Source organism: Nocardia puris, from assembly GCF_003315035.1.
Classification (GTDB): Bacteria; Actinomycetota; Actinomycetes; order Mycobacteriales; family Mycobacteriaceae; genus Nocardia; species Nocardia puris.
Genome location: NZ_QNRE01000004.1, coordinates 48,935 through 65,330, shown reverse-complemented (window position 1 = coordinate 65,330; position 16,396 = coordinate 48,935). Strand labels below are relative to the sequence as shown.

Annotated in this window: 20 protein-coding genes; 14 read left to right on the top strand and 6 right to left on the bottom strand. The window is 68.5% G+C overall.

Annotated features, from left to right (window positions below; genetic code table 11):
* Window positions 1-43: 43 nt before the first annotated feature.
* From DFR74_RS13430 to DFR74_RS13420, 3 genes are all read left to right on the top strand, one after another.
* A complete protein-coding gene (locus tag DFR74_RS13430; protein ID WP_067503573.1) occupies window positions 44-268 on the top strand; it encodes a hypothetical protein in 225 nt (74 codons plus the stop codon).
* Window positions 255-551 (top strand): hypothetical protein, encoded by a 297-nt coding sequence (locus DFR74_RS13425; RefSeq protein ID WP_067503577.1) that lies wholly within the window; start codon window positions 255-257, stop codon window positions 549-551. The genes DFR74_RS13430 and DFR74_RS13425 overlap by 14 nt, the downstream gene beginning before the upstream one ends.
* 63 nt (window positions 552-614) lie before the next feature.
* A complete protein-coding gene (locus tag DFR74_RS13420) occupies window positions 615-1,028 on the top strand; it encodes a hypothetical protein (protein ID WP_147265822.1) in 414 nt (137 codons plus the stop codon).
* 173 nt (window positions 1,029-1,201) lie between these two features.
* Here DFR74_RS13420 and DFR74_RS13415 read toward each other — a convergent pair whose 3' ends face one another.
* Window positions 1,202-1,504 carry a DUF1905 domain-containing protein gene (locus DFR74_RS13415; RefSeq protein ID WP_067503585.1) on the bottom strand — a complete coding sequence of 101 codons (303 nt, stop codon included), beginning with the start codon at window positions 1,502-1,504 and terminating at the stop codon, window positions 1,202-1,204.
* A 101-nt stretch (window positions 1,505-1,605) separates the two neighbouring features.
* Here DFR74_RS13415 and DFR74_RS13410 point away from each other — a divergent pair, with 101 nt between their 5' ends.
* On the top strand, window positions 1,606-2,817 hold the full coding sequence (locus DFR74_RS13410; RefSeq protein WP_067503589.1) for an acyl-CoA dehydrogenase family protein: 1,212 nt from the start codon (window positions 1,606-1,608) through the stop codon (window positions 2,815-2,817).
* The gene (locus DFR74_RS13405) at window positions 2,814-4,244 is read left to right on the top strand and encodes an LLM class flavin-dependent oxidoreductase (protein ID WP_067503994.1); all 1,431 of its coding nucleotides are present in this window, start codon (window positions 2,814-2,816) and stop codon (window positions 4,242-4,244) included. Before DFR74_RS13410 ends, DFR74_RS13405 begins: the two co-directional genes overlap by 4 nt.
* 7 nt (window positions 4,245-4,251) lie before the next feature.
* Here DFR74_RS13405 and DFR74_RS13400 read toward each other — a convergent pair whose 3' ends face one another.
* Window positions 4,252-4,737, bottom strand: coding sequence for a GAF domain-containing protein (locus tag DFR74_RS13400; protein ID WP_067503593.1), 486 nt, complete (start codon window positions 4,735-4,737; stop codon window positions 4,252-4,254).
* 97 nt (window positions 4,738-4,834) lie between these two features.
* On the opposite strand from DFR74_RS13400, the gene DFR74_RS13395 reads away from it, so the two are divergent.
* The 6 genes from DFR74_RS13395 to DFR74_RS13370 all read left to right on the top strand — a co-directional run bounded on the left by DFR74_RS13395 (window position 4,835) and on the right by DFR74_RS13370 (window position 10,359).
* Complete coding sequence (locus DFR74_RS13395) at window positions 4,835-6,220, top strand: styrene monooxygenase/indole monooxygenase family protein (protein WP_067503598.1); 1,386 nt, start codon at window positions 4,835-4,837, stop codon at window positions 6,218-6,220.
* A 181-nt stretch (window positions 6,221-6,401) separates the two neighbouring features.
* A complete protein-coding gene (gene sfnG, locus DFR74_RS13390) occupies window positions 6,402-7,517 on the top strand; it encodes a dimethylsulfone monooxygenase SfnG (protein ID WP_067503600.1) in 1,116 nt (371 codons plus the stop codon).
* Complete coding sequence (locus tag DFR74_RS13385; RefSeq protein WP_067503604.1) at window positions 7,517-8,863, top strand: acyl-CoA dehydrogenase family protein; 1,347 nt, start codon at window positions 7,517-7,519, stop codon at window positions 8,861-8,863. Before sfnG ends, DFR74_RS13385 begins: the two co-directional genes overlap by 1 nt.
* Before the next feature lie 29 nt (window positions 8,864-8,892).
* The gene (locus DFR74_RS13380) at window positions 8,893-9,405 is read left to right on the top strand and encodes an NADPH-dependent FMN reductase (RefSeq protein ID WP_067503608.1); all 513 of its coding nucleotides are present in this window, start codon (window positions 8,893-8,895) and stop codon (window positions 9,403-9,405) included.
* On the top strand, window positions 9,398-9,922 hold the full coding sequence (locus DFR74_RS13375; RefSeq protein WP_067503611.1) for a flavin reductase family protein: 525 nt from the start codon (window positions 9,398-9,400) through the stop codon (window positions 9,920-9,922). Before DFR74_RS13380 ends, DFR74_RS13375 begins: the two co-directional genes overlap by 8 nt.
* A gap of 86 nt (window positions 9,923-10,008) precedes the next feature.
* The gene (locus tag DFR74_RS13370) at window positions 10,009-10,359 is read left to right on the top strand and encodes a hypothetical protein (protein ID WP_067503614.1); all 351 of its coding nucleotides are present in this window, start codon (window positions 10,009-10,011) and stop codon (window positions 10,357-10,359) included.
* Between the two features lie 39 nt (window positions 10,360-10,398).
* Here the strand turns inward: DFR74_RS13370 and DFR74_RS13365 are convergent, their stop codons facing one another.
* Window positions 10,399-10,905, bottom strand: coding sequence for an SRPBCC family protein (locus DFR74_RS13365; RefSeq protein ID WP_067503617.1), 507 nt, complete (start codon window positions 10,903-10,905; stop codon window positions 10,399-10,401).
* A 21-nt stretch (window positions 10,906-10,926) separates the two neighbouring features.
* Window positions 10,927-11,607: a phosphatase PAP2 family protein gene (locus DFR74_RS13360; protein ID WP_067503620.1), complete on the bottom strand. Its 681-nt coding sequence runs from the start codon at window positions 11,605-11,607 to the stop codon at window positions 10,927-10,929.
* A gap of 265 nt (window positions 11,608-11,872) precedes the next feature.
* Here DFR74_RS13360 and DFR74_RS13355 point away from each other — a divergent pair, with 265 nt between their 5' ends.
* Window positions 11,873-12,253, top strand: a complete 381-nt coding sequence (locus DFR74_RS13355; protein WP_147265821.1) for a hypothetical protein — start codon at window positions 11,873-11,875, stop codon at window positions 12,251-12,253.
* Between the two features lie 607 nt (window positions 12,254-12,860).
* A complete protein-coding gene (locus DFR74_RS13350) occupies window positions 12,861-14,453 on the top strand; it encodes a LacI family DNA-binding transcriptional regulator (protein ID WP_067503626.1) in 1,593 nt (530 codons plus the stop codon).
* A gap of 44 nt (window positions 14,454-14,497) precedes the next feature.
* Here DFR74_RS13350 and DFR74_RS37970 read toward each other — a convergent pair whose 3' ends face one another.
* Entirely contained in the window at window positions 14,498-14,773 is a 276-nt protein-coding gene (locus DFR74_RS37970; protein ID WP_170160754.1) for a helix-turn-helix domain-containing protein, read from the bottom strand.
* Between the two features lie 792 nt (window positions 14,774-15,565).
* On the opposite strand from DFR74_RS37970, the gene DFR74_RS35385 reads away from it, so the two are divergent.
* Window positions 15,566-15,853, top strand: coding sequence for a hypothetical protein (locus DFR74_RS35385; RefSeq protein ID WP_147265820.1), 288 nt, complete (start codon window positions 15,566-15,568; stop codon window positions 15,851-15,853).
* On the opposite strand, the gene DFR74_RS13340 is transcribed toward DFR74_RS35385, so the two are convergent.
* Complete coding sequence (locus DFR74_RS13340) at window positions 15,854-16,147, bottom strand: helix-turn-helix domain-containing protein (RefSeq protein WP_067503629.1); 294 nt, start codon at window positions 16,145-16,147, stop codon at window positions 15,854-15,856.
* Between the last annotated feature and the right edge of the window lie 249 nt (window positions 16,148-16,396).

Sequence of the window (16,396 nt, the reverse complement as noted above, 5' to 3'; positions counted from 1 at the left end):
GTTTACCCTGGCAGAGCGTTCGCTCGCGGGTACGATAAACGGTATGGCAACGCGTAAGGTCACTCTTTCGCTGGACGAGGCGGCCTGGTCGTTCGCGGAACAGGCGGCGGCCCGCGCGGGCATGTCCCCGTCGGCGTGGATCTCCAAGGCCGCCCGGCGCGAGGCCGTGCGCACCGGCGTCGGCCCCGTGCCCGACCCGGCCGCCCAGGCCGCGGCCGACGAGGCGGAACTGGCCGCCGCCGAGGAGGCGATGCGTGCGCAGGGGTGAACTGTGGCTCTATCACCCGCACGGTTCGCCACGGCGCCGTACCGTCGTGCTCATCAGCAGTGACGGCATCAACGATTCGCCGCGCCCGTGGCTCGTCGCCGCCGAACTGCTCGACACCGATCCGCTCGATATCCTCGCCGTCGCGGTGCCCGGCCACGGCTGGGTGCACGCGGGCAATATCGGCCGCATCTACCGCGACTGGCTGGCCGAACGCGTCGACGAGATCGACGCCGAGGTGCAGGAACGCCTGGACACCGCGCTGCGGGCCGCGCTGGACCTGTGACCGGGAGCCCTCGGGCTGATACCGTCCGCGGGAGCGAAATCGTGTGGAAGCGAGGCATTCTCGGTGCGTACCACCCTCATGGCGGCGGCGCTGGTGGCGCTGCCGCTGCTGGCAGGCTGCGGCGGCGACGCGGAACCGGTGGCCGACGTCCCGGCGCCCACCACCCCGGCGCAGACCACGACGACATCGGCGGCCACGTCGTCGTCCACTCCCACCGAAGGTGCGCCCGCCGGAGGGGACCTCACCGAAGCGGAGATCGCGGCGGCGCTCACCGGTAAGGGCTTGCCGCAGAAACAGGCCGACTGCGCCGCCAGGATCTACGTGGAGGAGGAGATCTCGGAGAGCGGGCTGCGCGAGATCCTGGAGACCGATTTCTCCGCGGGTCCGATCGACTCCTCGAAACTGGAGCTCAGCGCCGAGGATCGGGCGCGCCTGTCCACGGCCTCGCAGCGCCTGGTCCAGGAGTGCATCCTCTGAGCGCGGCGCGTTGAATGCGGAGCGCCGCCGCTACGAATAGCGGCCGCTGGGAAGGGTGGCGCGCTGAACGCGGAGCGTCGCCGGTGCGAACAGAGGCCGCTGGGGGGTGGCGCGCTGTACGCAGAGCGTCGCCGGTACGAAGAAAGGCTGCCGACCGGGACCCGCGGCCTCGCTCACAGCGTGACCGCCATCTCGATCCGCGGGCGTGACCCGGCCCCCAGGTCCTCGACGACCCGCACCGGCTTCTTCACCGGCAGGATGTAGGTGCCGCGCGACTTGTCGGGGAACACCGACGTGGACCACGTGCTACCCCCGATCGTCACGCGCACCTTCACCGCGCCGAAGCCGCCGGTCCGGTGCCCGTAGCGTTCCTCGATCTCGTCGGCGACGTCCTCGGGCAGCGAGACGAAATGCCAGGACCCGGCGCCGGCGTGCTCCCACACCTCCGCCGTGAAAGTGAACCGCGAACTCGCCACGCCCGTGACTCTAGGCCGGTGGTCCGACAGATCCGCCGGGTATTCGGATCGCGCTGCGCGCAACCCGTGAGGCCGGCGATGATCGCGTCCATCGTGGGGTGATGACATCCATCGAGCAGAAACGCACCGCGGACTCCGATCTGGATGAGATCTTCGGGCCGATCTTCGAACGGATCGCCCGGGACGCGGTGGCACGCGAGACCGACCGGCGACTGGCCCACGACGAGATCGCCTGGCTGCGGGCGGCCAAGTTCGGCGCGCTGCGGGTGCCGGTCGAATACGGCGGCTACGGCGTCAGCGTGCGCCAGTTGTTCCGGCTGCTCATCGACCTGGCCGCGGCCGAGTCGAACCTGCCGCAGGCGCTGCGCGTGCACTTCTCGTTCGTCGAGGACCAACTGCTGGCCGATCCGGGCCCGCGGCGCGAGCAGTGGCTGCGCGCACTGAGCGACGGCACGCTGGTGGGCAACGCCATCACCGAACCCGGTGTGGGCGCGGTGGATCGCTACCGCACCACCCTCACCCGCAGCGGCGACCACTGGCTGCTCAACGGCACCAAGTACTACAGCACCGGTTCGCTCTACTCGGACTACATCCTCGCCGCCGCCGACCGCGACGGCGAGCGGGTGGGCGTGCTAGTGGACGCGAACGCCGAAGGGGTGCGCCAGCACGACGACTGGGACGGATTCGGTCAGCGCCTCACAGCCAGTGGCACAACGGAATTCACCGACGTCCCAGTCGCCGAGGACCGCATCCTCGGCCCGGGGTACGGCGCGCCGGGACCCACCTACGGCACGTCCTACCTCCAGCTCGTCCAGCTGGCGGTGCTGGCCGGCATCGCGCAGCGGGCCGAACGCGACACCCGGGAGTGGGTCGCCCAGCGCACCCGCGGCTACACCCACTCGGCGGCCGACCTGCCGCGTCACGACCCGTTGGTGCAGCAGGTGATCGGCAAGCTGTCGGCCGCGGCCTACACCGCGCGCGCCACCGTGCTGGCCGTCGCCGACCAGCTCGACGAAGTCCTCGACGCCGGCGCGAAGGACGAAAAGGCGCTGGTGGCAGTGGAACTCGCGGCGGCGCGGGCGCAGCTGGGTGTCATCGACACGGTATTGCCCGCCACCAGCCTGCTTTTCGAGGTGGGTGGCGCCTCGATCGTGTCGGAGGGCCTGCGGCTGGACCGGCACTGGCGCAACGCGCGCACCATCTCCGTGCACAACCCGGCCATCCAGAAGGCCCGCGCCATCGGCGATCACCTGCTCAACGGCACCGATCTGCCGTTCGCGTGGAGCGCGGGCGAACGCGGAGCCGCCAAGTGACCCGGCGCATCCGGTTCAACGCCTTCGACATGAACTGCGTGGCGCACCAGTCCCCGGGACTGTGGCGCCACCCCGACGACCGGTCGCACCGCTACAAGGAGCTCGGCTACTGGACCGATCTGGCGATCCTGTTGGAACAGGGGCGATTCGATGGCATCTTCATCGCGGATGTGCTCGGCACCTACGACGTCTACGGCGGCAACGACCTCGCGGCGCTGCGCCAGGGCGCCCAGATCCCGGTCGCTGACCCGCTGTTGCTCGTCTCGGCCATGGCGGCGGTGACCGAGCACCTCGGGTTCGGCATCACCACCGGCACCGGTTTCGAGCATCCGTATCCGTTCGCGCGCCGGCTCTCCACGCTGGATCACCTCACCCGCGGCCGCATCTGCTGGAACGTCGTGACCGGCTACCTGCCCTCGGCCGCAAGGAATTTCGGCGCCGACGACCAGCTCGACCACGACGACCGCTACGACCAGGCCGACGAGTACCTGGAGGTCCTGTACAAGCTGTGGGAAGGCTCGTGGGAGGACGACGCCGTGGTGCGCGACGCGGCGAGCGGCGTGTACGTGGACCCGGCGAAGGTGCACCACATCGGCCACAGCGGCAAGCACTACACGGTGCCCGGCGTGCACCTGTCCGAGCCCTCGCCGCAGCGCACGCCGGTGATCTACCAGGCGGGCGCGTCCCCGCGCGGCGTGCGCTTCGCGGCGGAGAACGCGGAGGCGATCTTCGTCGCCGCACCGTCGAAACGCGTGCTTGCCCAGACGGTTTCCCGCATCCGTGACGCATTGCGTGCGGCCGGGCGCGACCCGTACGCGGCCCGGATCTACGCGCTGGCCACCATCATCACCGACGCCACCGACGAGGCCGCCCGACGCAAGCACGAGGAGTACCTGAGCTACGCCAGCGTCGAGGGCGGGCTGGTGTTCATGTCCGGGTGGATGGGAATCGACCTGTCCCGCTACGACCTCGACGCCCCGATCGGCGCGGTGCAGAGCAACGCGATCCAGTCGGCGGTGGCCGCGTTCCAGGAGTTCGACGACGACGGCCGCGAATGGACCGTGCGCGATATCGGGCGCTGGGCGGGCATCGGCGGCATCGGCCCGGTCTTCGTGGGGTCGGGGGAGACCGTGTCGGACCGGTTGCAGGAGTGGGTCGCCGACACCGACGTGGACGGGTTCAACCTCGCCTACGCGATCACGCCGGGCACCTTCGAAGATATTGTGCGGCACGTGGTTCCGGTGCTGACCGAACGCGGCGCGTACGCGGCGCAGTACACGCCGGGGACACTGCGCAACGCGTTGTTCGAGAAGGGTGACCGGCTGCCCGAGGAGCATCGGGGCGCGCGGTATCGGCTCGGCGGCCCGGGTTCGACGGCGCTGCCCGATGCGGTGTCGCGGCCGGGCGCGACGGCGCCGGTCTCATAGCCGCCGCTCACCCGAGCGAATCGACGAAAATCGCCGCCAGCGCTTCGATGCCCACCCGGTCGATCTCGTCGAACCGCCCGGGTTTCGGGCTGTCCAGATCCAGAACGCCGATCAGTTCCGCACCGCGCGTGAGCGGGACGACGATTTCCGAGCGGGAATCGGCGTCGCAGGCGATATGGCCGGGGAACGCGTGCACATCCGCCACCACCTGCGTGGTGCGCGTCGCGGCGGCGGTGCCGCACACCCCATTTCCGAGCGCGATTCGCACGCACGCCGGCTTCCCCTGGAACGGCCCGACCACCAGCTCCGTGCCGTCGTGGAAATAGAAACCCGCCCAATTCAATTCGGGCAGTGTGTGGAATATCAGCGCCGAGAGGTTGGCCGCGTTGGCGATCCGGTCGGATTCGCCCGCCACCAGCGCGCGCGCCTGTTCGGCCAGTTGGCGGTACTGTTCGGGACGGTCGCCGGTCAGGTTCTCCACGGTGAAGGACATGACGCGATGGTAGGCGCCGGCGAAACCCTGTCTGCCCGTTGATTCTCGCTGATCCCAACCCCTGCGCCACGGCGCCCGCGAGGCGCACTATCCGACAATGACTTCGCAGAATTCCGTTTCCCGTTCCACACGTTCGGCCGCGGTGATCGGCGCCGGGCAGGCCGGCGTCACTGCGGCACTCGGCCTCCTCGACGCCGGTTTCGACGTGACCCTCTACAGCGATCGCGATCAGCGCGCCCTGCGCGACGATGTGCCCGCCACCGGCACCGCGCTCGAATTCGGGGAGGCCCAGCAGGCCGAGTCCGCGCTCGGCCTCGACAACTTCACCGGGCGCGCGCCCCGCCACACCGGGCTCAGCGTGCGTATCGCGGGCCCGGAGCAGGCCGAACTCATCGCGTTCGACGGCCATTTCGACGGCTACGTCGGCGTCGCGGTCGACACCCGGCTCAAGGCCGACGAACGGCTCACCACGATCCTGGAGCGCGGCGGCCGGTTCGTGGTGGAGCAGGTGACGCCCGAATCGCTCGATCCGATCGCCGCCGCCAACGACCTGACGCTGGTGGCCACCGGGCGCGGCGGCCTCTCGGAGCTGTTCCCCATCGACACCGAGCGTTCCGCCTACGACGCGCCGCAGCGGTCGCTGCTCACCGTCACCGTGACCGGCCTGGAGCACGGGCCGGACGTGTTCGCCCACCGCAGCGTCGCAGGCAGCGCGCACAGCGGGTTCTCCATCCTCGCCGAACAGGGTGAGGGCTGGTGGGGGCCGTACCTGCACAAGGACGCCGGCCCCAGTTGGGCGTTCCTCGGCTGGGCGCGGCCCGGCAGCGATTGGGAAAAGCGTTTCGCCGCAGCCGATTCCGCCGAGTCGGCGTTGCGCATCGTGCACGACCTCTACCGCGACTACATCGAGTGGGACCTGCCGGAGGTGCTGGCCACCCGCAACATCGCCGAGGACCCGCACTCGTGGCTGAAGGGCGCGGTGCGTCCGGCCATCCGGGTCGGTGTGGGCCGCACGGCGGGCGGTCACGCGGTGGGCGCGCTCGGTGACACGGCGGTGGCCTACGACCCGATCGCCGGCCAGGGCGCGCAGAGCGGGCTCATCCAGGCCCAGCGCCTGGTCGCCGCGGCGGCCGTGCACGAGGGCGCCTTCGACGAGGAGTGGCTGCGCGCCAGGTACTCGGAGTTCCTGGCCGCGCGTGCCGTCGCGGCGAGCAAGGTGACGCAGCTGTTCCTCGGCGACCCCGACCTCGCCGAGATCGGCAACCAGTTCTTCGCCGCCGCGGCCGTGGATCCGCGCTTCGCCTCGGCGCTGGTCGGGCTGCTGCACCGGCCGCTGCCGTTCGTCGGCATCGACTCGCCGGACGCCGCCGCGGACTACATCACCGCCGTCACCGGGGAGAACGCGGCCGATCTGCTCGCCAGGTTCGCGCCGGCGGGCAAGTTCGCCCGGTCCACCTACGGCAGCGCGCTCGCCCGCGCCTGATCCGACGTACTCACACCCCGCGCGGTCACCACCGCGCGGGGTGTTCGCCGTGCCTGTCGCGGCATCCGATCGCACAGATTCAAACCCTCGTCTGCCGGTCGGGCCGGTGTTGCACTGGGAGAAAGCCGGGTAGCGGACGCCTGGCAATCCGAACGAGTCCCGAGACAACCACGGAGCGGCCATGAGCACGGAACGGATCGCCGACGAGATCAAATTCGCCTACTGGGTGCCCAATGTGAGCGGCGGCCTGGTGACCAGCGATATCGAGCAGCGCACCAGCTGGGACTTCGAATACAACAAGAAACTCGCCCAGACCGCCGAGAACAACGGATTCGAGTACGCGCTCTCCCAGGTCCGCTACACCGCCTCCTACGGCGCCGAGTTCCAGCACGAGTCCACCTCGTTCAGCCTCGCGCTGCTGGGCGCCACCGAGCGCCTGAAGGTCATCGCCGCCGTGCACCCGGGCCTGTGGCATCCGGCCGTGCTGGCCAAGTTCGGCGCGACCGCCGACCACCTCTCCGGCGGCCGCTTCGCCATCAACGTCGTCTCCGGCTGGTTCGCGGGCGAATTCCAAGCGCTCGGCGAGCCGTGGCTCGAGCACGACGAAAGGTACCGGCGCAGCGCCGAATTCCTCGAGGTGATCCGCAAGATCTGGACCGAGGACGAGGTGAACTACGGCGGTGACTTCTACCGCATCCGCGATTTCACGCTCGAGCCCAAGCCGCTGAACACTCCCGAACGGCCGAATCCCGAACTGTTCCAGGGTGGTAACTCCTCGGCCGCGCGCCGCAACGGCGGTCGCTACGCCGACTGGTACTTCTCCAACGGCAAGGACTTCGACGGCGTCACCGAACAGCTCGAGGACGTGCGCGCCGTGGCCCGCGAACACCACCGCGAGGTGCGGTTCGGCCTCAACGGCTTCATCATCGCCCGCGACACCGAGAAGGAGGCGCAGGACACCCTGCGCGAGATCATCGCCAAGGCCAACAAGCCCGCGGTGGAAGGATTCCGGGACGCGGTGCAGCAAGCGGGCGCCTCGACCAGCGACCGCAAGGGCATGTGGGCCGACTCCTCCTTCGAGGATCTGGTCCAGTACAACGACGGCTTCCGCACCGAGCTCATCGGCACGCCCGAACAGGTCGCCGAGCGGATCGTGGCCTACAAGGCGCTCGGCGTCGACCTGATCCTCGGCGGATTCCTGCACTTCCAGGAGGAGATCGAGTACTTCGGCGAGAAGGTGCTCCCGCTGGTGCGCGAGCTCGAGGCCGCCCGCGAACCGGTCGCGGCGGTGAGCTGATGACCGCGGTCGCCGCCGACCGCATCACGTCGGCGGAGCAGGCTCTGCGCGTGGCGGCGGCGCTGGCGGCGGAGTTCGCCGAGGGTGCGGCCGAGCGCGACCGGCAGCGGCGACTGCCGCACGCGGAAGTGGACCGGTTGGCCGCTTCGGGACTGCTCGCCGTCACCGTGCCCACCGAATACGGTGGGGCCGACCTGCCGCCCGGCGCGGTGGCGGAGGTGGTGCGGGTGCTGGCGGCGGCCGATCCGAATATCGCGCAGATCCCGCACAGCCACTTCGTGTATCTGAACCTGTTGCGGCTGGCGGGATCTCACGCGCAGCGGCAGCGGCACTTCTCGCAGGTGCTCGACGGCGCGCGCATCGCGAACGCGCAGTCCGAGCGCGGCGGGGCCACGGTCGCCGAGATCTCGACCACCGTGCGTCCGGTGGGGGATCGGTTCCGCGTCGACGGGATCAAGTACTACTGCACCGGTTCGCTTTTCGCGGATCTGCTGGCGGTGCTCACGCGGCTGGACGATCCGGACGGCGCGAGCGGGTTGCCGGCTGGGGAGTACGTCGTCTACCTGCCCGCCGACACCCCGGGTGTGCGGATTGTGGACGACTGGAACGGGTTGGGGCAGCGCACGACCGGCAGCGGGACCGTCGAATTCGACGGTGTGGTGGTGGATCGCGATCAGCTCGTCGCGCGGGCGGGCGCGGTGAACGCGCCCACCGGGTACGGTGCGTTCGCGCAGCTGCTGCACGCTGCGATCGACACCGGTATCGCGCGCGGAGCGCTCAGCGCCGCAACGGAATTCGTGCGGAGCAAGAGCCGTCCGTGGTTCGAGGCGGGGGTGTCACGGGCGATCGACGATCCGCTGTTGATCCAGCGGTTCGGGGAGTTGTCGGTGGCGGTGTCGGCGGCCGAGGCGACGTTGACCGCGGCCGGGGTGGCGGTGGGCGCCGCTGTTTCCGAGGTGCCGGGCTCGCAGGTTCCGTCCGGTCGCGCGGCACGGTCCGATTCCTCCGCTTCCGGAGATGCCGCGGATCCTGGCTCCCGAGTGGCGCGACACACTACCGATTCCGGGCCGTCGGCGGTGGATACCGTTCCGGTGCCGAACCCGATCGCCTCCGCGTCGCTGGCCGTCGCCACCGCCAAGGTCCTCGCCGACCGCGCGGCGACCGACGTCTCCTCCGCCCTGTTCGAGGTGAGCGGAACCCGCAGCGCGGCAGCCGAACTCGGACTCGACCACTTCTGGCGCAACGCGCGCACCCACACCCTGCACGACCCGGTCCGCTGGAAGTACCAGCACATCGGCCGCGCCGTGCTGCACGATTCCGCGCCGCCGCTACACGGCGTGATCTGACCGGCTATCAACAAGTGAGGACATCGGCTGTGACAGTGACCGTCGTCGTCGGCAATCCGAAACCCGCCTCGCGCACCCTCGACGCGGGCACCCTGGTCGCGCGCGGGCTGCGCCCCGACGTGGAGTCCACCGTGCTCGACCTGGTCGAATTCGGTCCCGCCCTGCTCAGTTGGGGTGACGAGCGGGTCGGCGCGGCCGTGCGCACCGTGCGCGAGTCCGAGCTGGTCGTCGTCGCCAGCCCCACCTTCAAGGCCACCTACACCGGACTGCTCAAGCTTTTCCTCGAACAGTTCGAGGGCGGGACGGGGCTGGCCGGCGTGGTGGCCGTGCCGGTGATGCTCGGCGCCGGGCCCGCGCACGCGCTGGCGCCGGATCTGCTGCTCAAACCGGTCCTCGTGGAGATCGGCGCGACTGCCGCGCTTCCCGGTCTCTACCTCTCCGATCGCACCTTCACCGAGGACGGCGCGATCGACGCTTACACGCAACGATGGCGGCCGGTCGCGCAGGCGCTGGCCGCGGGCAAGGCGGTGGAACATGCATGATCTCTTCGAAACCCCCGGTGACGGAACGGGTTTGCGGCGCGCGTTCGCGAACTTCCCGAGCAGCGTCGTGGCCGTGGCGGCCGAAGTGGACGGCACCCCTTACGGTCTCGCGGTGAGCACCTTCGTGCCGGTCTCGCTGGAGCCCGCGCTGGTGTCGTTCTGCGTGCAGGACAGCTCCTCCACCTGGCCGCACCTGGCCGCCGCCTCGCACCTGGGCCTGAGCCTGCTCGGCACCGACCAGCACGACGCGGCGCGTGCCCTCGGCTCCCGCCACGGTGACCGCTTCCGCGCCTCCGAACTGCACCGCGGCGCCGCCGAAGCCCTCTTCATCCACGGCGCCACCGCCTGGATCGAGGGCACCACCGAATCCCTCGTCCCCGCGGGCGACCACACCGTCGTCATCCTCCGCATCACCCGCCTCGCCGCCCGCCACGACCTGGAACCCCTTGTCTTCCAAGGAAGTAGGTTCCGCCGCCTGCACGCGGAACCCGCGGAAGTAGCCCACGTGGCCAGCTGACCACCCCGATCCCGCCCGGCCGGCCGCCGGGCGGGATCTCCCTCAGCTATCGAATCACCACGCGGACAGGGGACTACCCTCCTACCGTGCCACTGATCGACGTCACCTACGCCCCCTCCGTCCCCGAATCCACCCTCGAAGCCCTCGCCGACCACCTCCCCCATCTGGTCTCCCTGGCTGTCGAATGCCCGGAGGAGCCCTACGACCACAACCTCCAACCCGGCGACGTCGAACTCCGCTTCCACCCTCGCGGCCCCTACGATCGCTCCGCCCTCGACGCGGTCATCGAAATCCGCTCGAAGTACTTCGGCTCCCGAGCCGCCACCCGCCAACCTCGCGTAGACACCCTCCACGCCGCCATCGCCGACTCCACCCCCCTCCGCAACTTCGGCATCTACCTCACCTTCCCGGTAGCAGCCTGGGCCCAGAGCGACTAGGTGTCGCAGAGCGGCCGGTGGCGGGTGAGGGTCGGGCTCTCAGTCCGCGGATTCCAGGTCGGTTTTCAGGTTGGTGAGGGTGCGGTGGATGTTGCGGCGCTGGAAGGAGGCGAAGCCGGGGTGGCCGGTGACGAGGCGGTCGAACCAGAGGGTGGGGAGGTCGGGCCAGCCGCGGCGGTCGTCGGTCCAGGTTTCGGTGACGAGGGTGCCCTCGGGGACCGGTTCGAAGGTGTACTCCCAGGTGGCGATGGCGACCGGGAGGGCGGGTTTCGCGCCGACCCCGTAGCGGCGGACGCGGAAGGCGAAGCGGCGGCCGCGCTCGGCGGCGATGATCTCGCAGCCGGTGCTCCAGCGGACGCCGCGACGGCGGTTGGTGCCCACGAACCAGTCGCCCACCCGCGCGGGCACGCCCGGTTCGGCGACCAGGGCGCCCGTGTTCTCCGGACTCCACCGGTGCATGCGGGTGACGTCGCTGACCTGGTCGTAGACCGTTTCCGGGTCGGTGGCGACGACGATGCTGCCCGAGACCGTTTTCGTGCGTGACACGCCCCGACTGTAGCGGGCGGCTCAGGCCCGGGTGTCCGCGCGGACCTCGGCCGGACGCCATCCGATCGAAAAGAACGCCCACACGCACAGCAGCAACCACAGCGCCGCCACGCTCCACCCGGCCAGCACGTCGGTGAGCCAGTGCATCCCCAGGTACACGCGCGACAAACCGACGCTGAACACGAACAACGCCGCGAGCACCGCCGCCGCGATCCGCGCCGCCGCGCGACTCAACAGCGGGATGAGCACGATCGCGACGATCCCGATCACCGCGAACGACCCGGCGCTGTGCCCCGACGGATACGACAGGCTGGACTCGACCGCGAGCCGTTCCGCGACCGGCGGCCGCTCCCGCCCGATCACCCGCTTGCCGATCGTCACGATCAACCCCGCGCCGATCCCCGCGGTCGCGACCAGCACCGCCCCCAGCTGATCGCGCCAATACAGCAGCACACCGCAGGTCACGATCACCACGATCGTCATCGCCAGTGTGCTGCCGAGATCGCTCACCGCCGCCGCCAGCGTCGTGAGCGTCCCGTTGCGCCGCACCACCACCCACTGCGCCACGTCCGGATCGGCCGCCGCCAACCCGCTGCCCGCCACCACACTGCGCGTCAGCACCGCCAAGAACGCCACGAGCAGCACCCCACTCGCGACCAGCACCCCCGCCACCCGCGAACGCCGATCCGATTCGGAAGTCACCCCTCCACCATGACACTTCGGTAGCTCTTGATTCGCCGGGCCCGGCCCGCGTGGTGCGCGGCGCCACCGCGAAGGCTTGGTGTCATGCGTGAGCCGCGCAGAAAAGCACGTCCCGGCCCGCGGTGCCCGAGCCAAGGCGTATGAGCAGCGCGTTTCTCGGTTCGGAGGAGATTCGTCCAGGAGGTACCCGGGACCGCGCTGTAAACTGGCACTGCGCGTCCGATGCCCGCGGGGCTTGCGCGGGCGGATTCTCGGGGAGGGGGCGATGGCGAACAAGTTCGGTCCGGTGTGGTTGCCGCCCTTGGTCTTTGCGTGCTTGCTCGGGGGCGCCTTCGCCTTATCGTTGGCATCGAGTGATGGAGGTGTCGGCGCGGTGCTCTACGGCACGATGGTCAAATCCATCGTCGCCGTCGTCGTGATCGCCGTAGCCATGCTTGTGCGCCATCTCTGGCTCGTTCTCGCGAAAGCTACCGGCCGCTACGCGCCCGACAGTGATAGGGAGTGGTACGCCCGGGGCTCCCGGGGACGGTCCGATGAGACCATCGCCGCTTCTTCGGTGGTGGCGGAGGACCTCGAGCGGGAGATCGCCGAGCTGCGAACAGCACGTGAGCGGGATCGGGCCGGTCGGCCCGATCCTCCCGAGTAACAGAGTTGACCGGCCCGGACCCCGGTCTGATAAAGTCGCGAGCGACACACTGCCGATGTAGTTCAATGGTAGAATCGCTGCTTCCCAATACGCTGTCTGCAAATCCACTTCCATGCTGCGGGGCGAATCCGGTGGTCAGACGCCATGACCAGCGATTATTGCGTTTCCCGAGTCTCATCGTCGTGAAGAAGCCATTGCGCTGTTCGGTCGGTTTCGCCGGGTTTCAGGCTTGATCGGTTGCAAAATCTTCCCAAGAATCTTCCCAGGATTTCCGCCGCGGGGCCGAGCGGGGCAGCGCCTAGCTGCGTCCCGCGCGCGACCGTGGCGAACATGGTTAGCTGATCGGTCGCCAGAAATTCCTATGGATCTCGGCGTGTTGCCGATCGGCGTGTCGTGTCGGGAAGAATGCTGTTGCAGAACGGGCTGAAGCACGCGTATCTTGATGGTGCCCTGCTGGCGTTCTGCCGCAGGAGGCGTCGAGGGATGAGATCGGCGCGAAGCTGCTCAGCACCACAACTGCGATAGCGCCCGGTCAGCCTGCCGCTGCTGAGCCCATCCATCCCATCTTGCGCACGTCGCGCATAAGCGCCCAAGGGGAGGTTTTGCGTTGGGTTATGCCAACCCACGGTCCGGATATTTCGAGGCCAAGTATTTGGTCGGGCCGGGAAAGTACACCACTGTCAAGGACGCGGCTGGCCGAGTGGTCCGATATCCGAGTCGGCGCGCAGCCGAGAAGGCTGCCAACGCGGCGGAAGTCAATCTGACCACCACCGCGCCGACTCTTCGGACCTCTGCTGGATCGCCCGGCGTGAGATTCTACGACTACGCGACGAAGTGGCTGCCTCGACAGGACCTGGCGCGCAATACACTGGCGAACTACCGCCGATATCTTGAGTGCCATTTGCTCCCCACTTTCGGGGACTATGCAATCGGTGACATCGATGCGGAATCGATCGCCTCGTGGGAGAAAAGAGAACGCGAGACAAACGCGCGCTCGAGCGTAATTCAGTGGCGTGGACTACTGACGACCATTCTCAGCGACGCGCAGCACGTGGACAAACTGATCCCGGCCAATCCAGCGCAGCGCCGACGAGGACGAGGGCGGCGACGCAGCAAGCGAGGTAGCCGGGCTGCCGAGCGAGTGTTCACCTCCGCATTCGGTGGTCTGCTGGTGGCTGAGCGAGCAGCGCTTCTGGCGGGCCGTGACGATGAGTTCGTCGCCGAGGTCACCAGGCGCTTCACTGGAATCCGCAGCGGCGAGCTGTGGGGCCTGGAGACGCAGCATGTCCGGCCCGGTCGCCTGCGGATCGAATGGCAGTTGCTCGAGGTGGACGGACGCCTGTACCGCGACGTTCCGAAGGATGAGTCGCGCCGGAACATCGATCTCCCACACTGGCTGTGGCAGCTCCTCGCGGACCACATCGAGCGATCGCGGCCATCGCCGTGCCCGTGTCATGGCGCGACATATGTATTCCGCGGACTCCCACGGGTTCGTGGAAAGAACCCTCGAGGCGTGACGATGGCGGCGATCGCCAAACGAGCAGGAGTGTCTGAACGCGCAGTCAGCCTGGCACTCAGGTCCAAACCCGGCGTCAGCGAGGAGACGCGTCGCCGCGTCCACACGGCCGCCGAGGAGATCGGGTACCAGTTGCCACAACCTGGTGAGTGCGTCGCACACTGGTCTCGTGAAAGCTACCGCCGGTGGATCGCGACCCCTGCCGCCAGCGGATCGTATCCTCCGTTCAAAAAGGGCGGTGCCCCAACGCCCGTGCCTGTGCGCGTCGACGTGGCAAATGCGTTTCCACTGACGGGTGTGACTGTCGTGGACGGCATGCTGGCTACCCCAGTGCGCGGACCGCGGGCCCACACCCTGGCGAATGCGTCGTGGTTGCCGATTGCCGAAGGGCTTACGCCGCACGGCGCTCGCCACGGCCATCGGACAGACCTCGACCAGGAAGGTATTCCCCGGGTTCTGATCGACGAGCGGATTGGACACGAGGATGGGTCTGTCCAGGCGGCGTACAGCCACGTTACGCCAGATATGCGGCGGCGGTTGATCGAAGTTCTCGATCGATTCTGGTACGATGCACTGGATGCGCGGCTCGCGCTGTCTCCGAGGTCGGAGGTCAGTGTGCTCCAGCGACTGCTGGACGACCGCGCGCGTCAACTGACAACTCCGCAGCGCCGGAGTGCTGCGTAAGTGACGAAGTCCCCCAACCCGCAACGGGTTGGGGGACTTCCTCGCTACTGCAACTGGGCTCGCACATGGTCCGGGAGGCGGCGGGGGGCGAGGGAAGCCGCGGGGCGGACCCCCGGTCCTCGGCGGGGTGGTCCGATCTCAGGCTCGGTGACCTCGCGTTGCGCAATCAGCTGTTCGACCTGTTGCTGCGTGAACCGTAGCGTTCGGCCAAGCCGCGTGTGGGGGATCTCTTTTCGGCGCGCGGCGTCCTCGAGCCAGGCCACGGGCTTCCGGAGGTGCTTGGCAACTTCGTCGGGGGTGTACAGCGTGGGCAGCGTCATTCGGCGTGCTCCAGGCGACGCATGAGCCGCCTCATGCGGGAGATGTTGTTCGCGGGGGTCCGATGGTCGCCCGGCGTGGCGGCGAGGCCGGCTGAGATCCGACCGCGGTTGTGGGTCAGGACGACTCGGATGTGCCCTCGTCCTGTGTAGCCGTCGAGTGTCCACCCATGCTTGAGTGCCCATCGGATATCGGAGCGGCTGTAATCGACTCGTTGGCGGCTCATGGCGACCTTTCTGTACCGCATGCAGTGGTACTGATCAGTCGCGCGTTTACGCACACGCCTATACGGTTCTGTGACAACGATTTTGGCACAGGTCGGCCGCTCGGGGGTGGGACGTTCGTCACGGTCTTGGTCGCGTGCGTGCCGGTTGATCGAGTCGGCTCGGAAGTAGCAGACTGGGACCGAAAGTTCATTCGTCTTGTGCAGCAACAGAATTCGAGGCAGCGCAGGCGTCCGGCGGGTCTGGGTCAAGAAGTTCGCGCCAGGTGGGCTCCTGCGACTCTGTTCCCCATGTTCGGGCGGCGGAATGACGTGCGCGGATACGTCAGCGCGGCAACTAATTTCACGCTCGTGCAGATGCATGAGCATATGCAAGTGCATCTGTGATCTACGCGTGGGTCTGGCTAGATCGGTTGACACTCGGCGGTTTACGACCGGAGGATGATGGTATGAGTCGGTGTGAGAGACATCATGTTTGCAGCGATCGTGTGATCGGAAACCCTGGAGGGTTCGGTGGGCTCGGCGTGCGGGGACTGGGCTAGCGGTGCAGGCGGCGCGGAAGGGGGGATGTATGCCGGAGGACGCGCCGGATCAGGACGACCCCGTGGTGGTTGAAGGTGTGGCGGGGCAGCTTCGAGTAGTTCGGGCATTGTTCGACGGCGTCGAGCTGACAACCCTGTCCTGGGGTGAAGACCCTGACGACTCGATCGACATGCAGCCTGACCAGGTAAATCAGCTCATCCGCGCCCTGAGCGGCGGATCGGGTAGGTGCGCGTCGCAGGTCCCGCGAGTACGTGATGCGCGCGCCCGCGCTGCGCGCAATTCCCTGCCCGGCGAACGAGGAGACCTTGCGGGCTAGCTAGCTCTCGTGGTTGGGCTCGCGCCGACGCGAGGCGACGCATGCGTTGACCTCCGCACGGGCCTCGCGATCGAGGCCGCGATACCAGGTGATCAGCTCGACTTCGTCTTCAGTCAGGGCCATGGTGACTCGCACGTTGGGGCCGAGTAGGTCTCGCACTTGCGATGGCGTCACCTGGAGTGCGCGAGCCAGGGCGTTGATCGTTGACTCGCGAAGGCGACGGCCGTCGGCCTTGTTCTCGAGGATGCGGTAGATCTGGCTCGGGTTGAGTCCCGCTTCGCGTCCGAGCGCCACCCGATCGGGCGTCCCGTCCTCCTGGACTAGTCCCACCCGTACCATGGCGGCGGCCCAGGCTGGCGGAACCCGATTTTGGGGGCGGGCCAAGGCGGCTCTCCTAACTACTCTATCTGCATTGGACATCGTGCCGCATCGTGCAGCGGTGAGTCAATATTGAGGCGTCATTCATGTCCGCTCTTAGTGACCGGGCCATTCTCTGGCAAACGCCTTCGGTTCATATTGGAATAGTTGACATCGTGCGCCTGG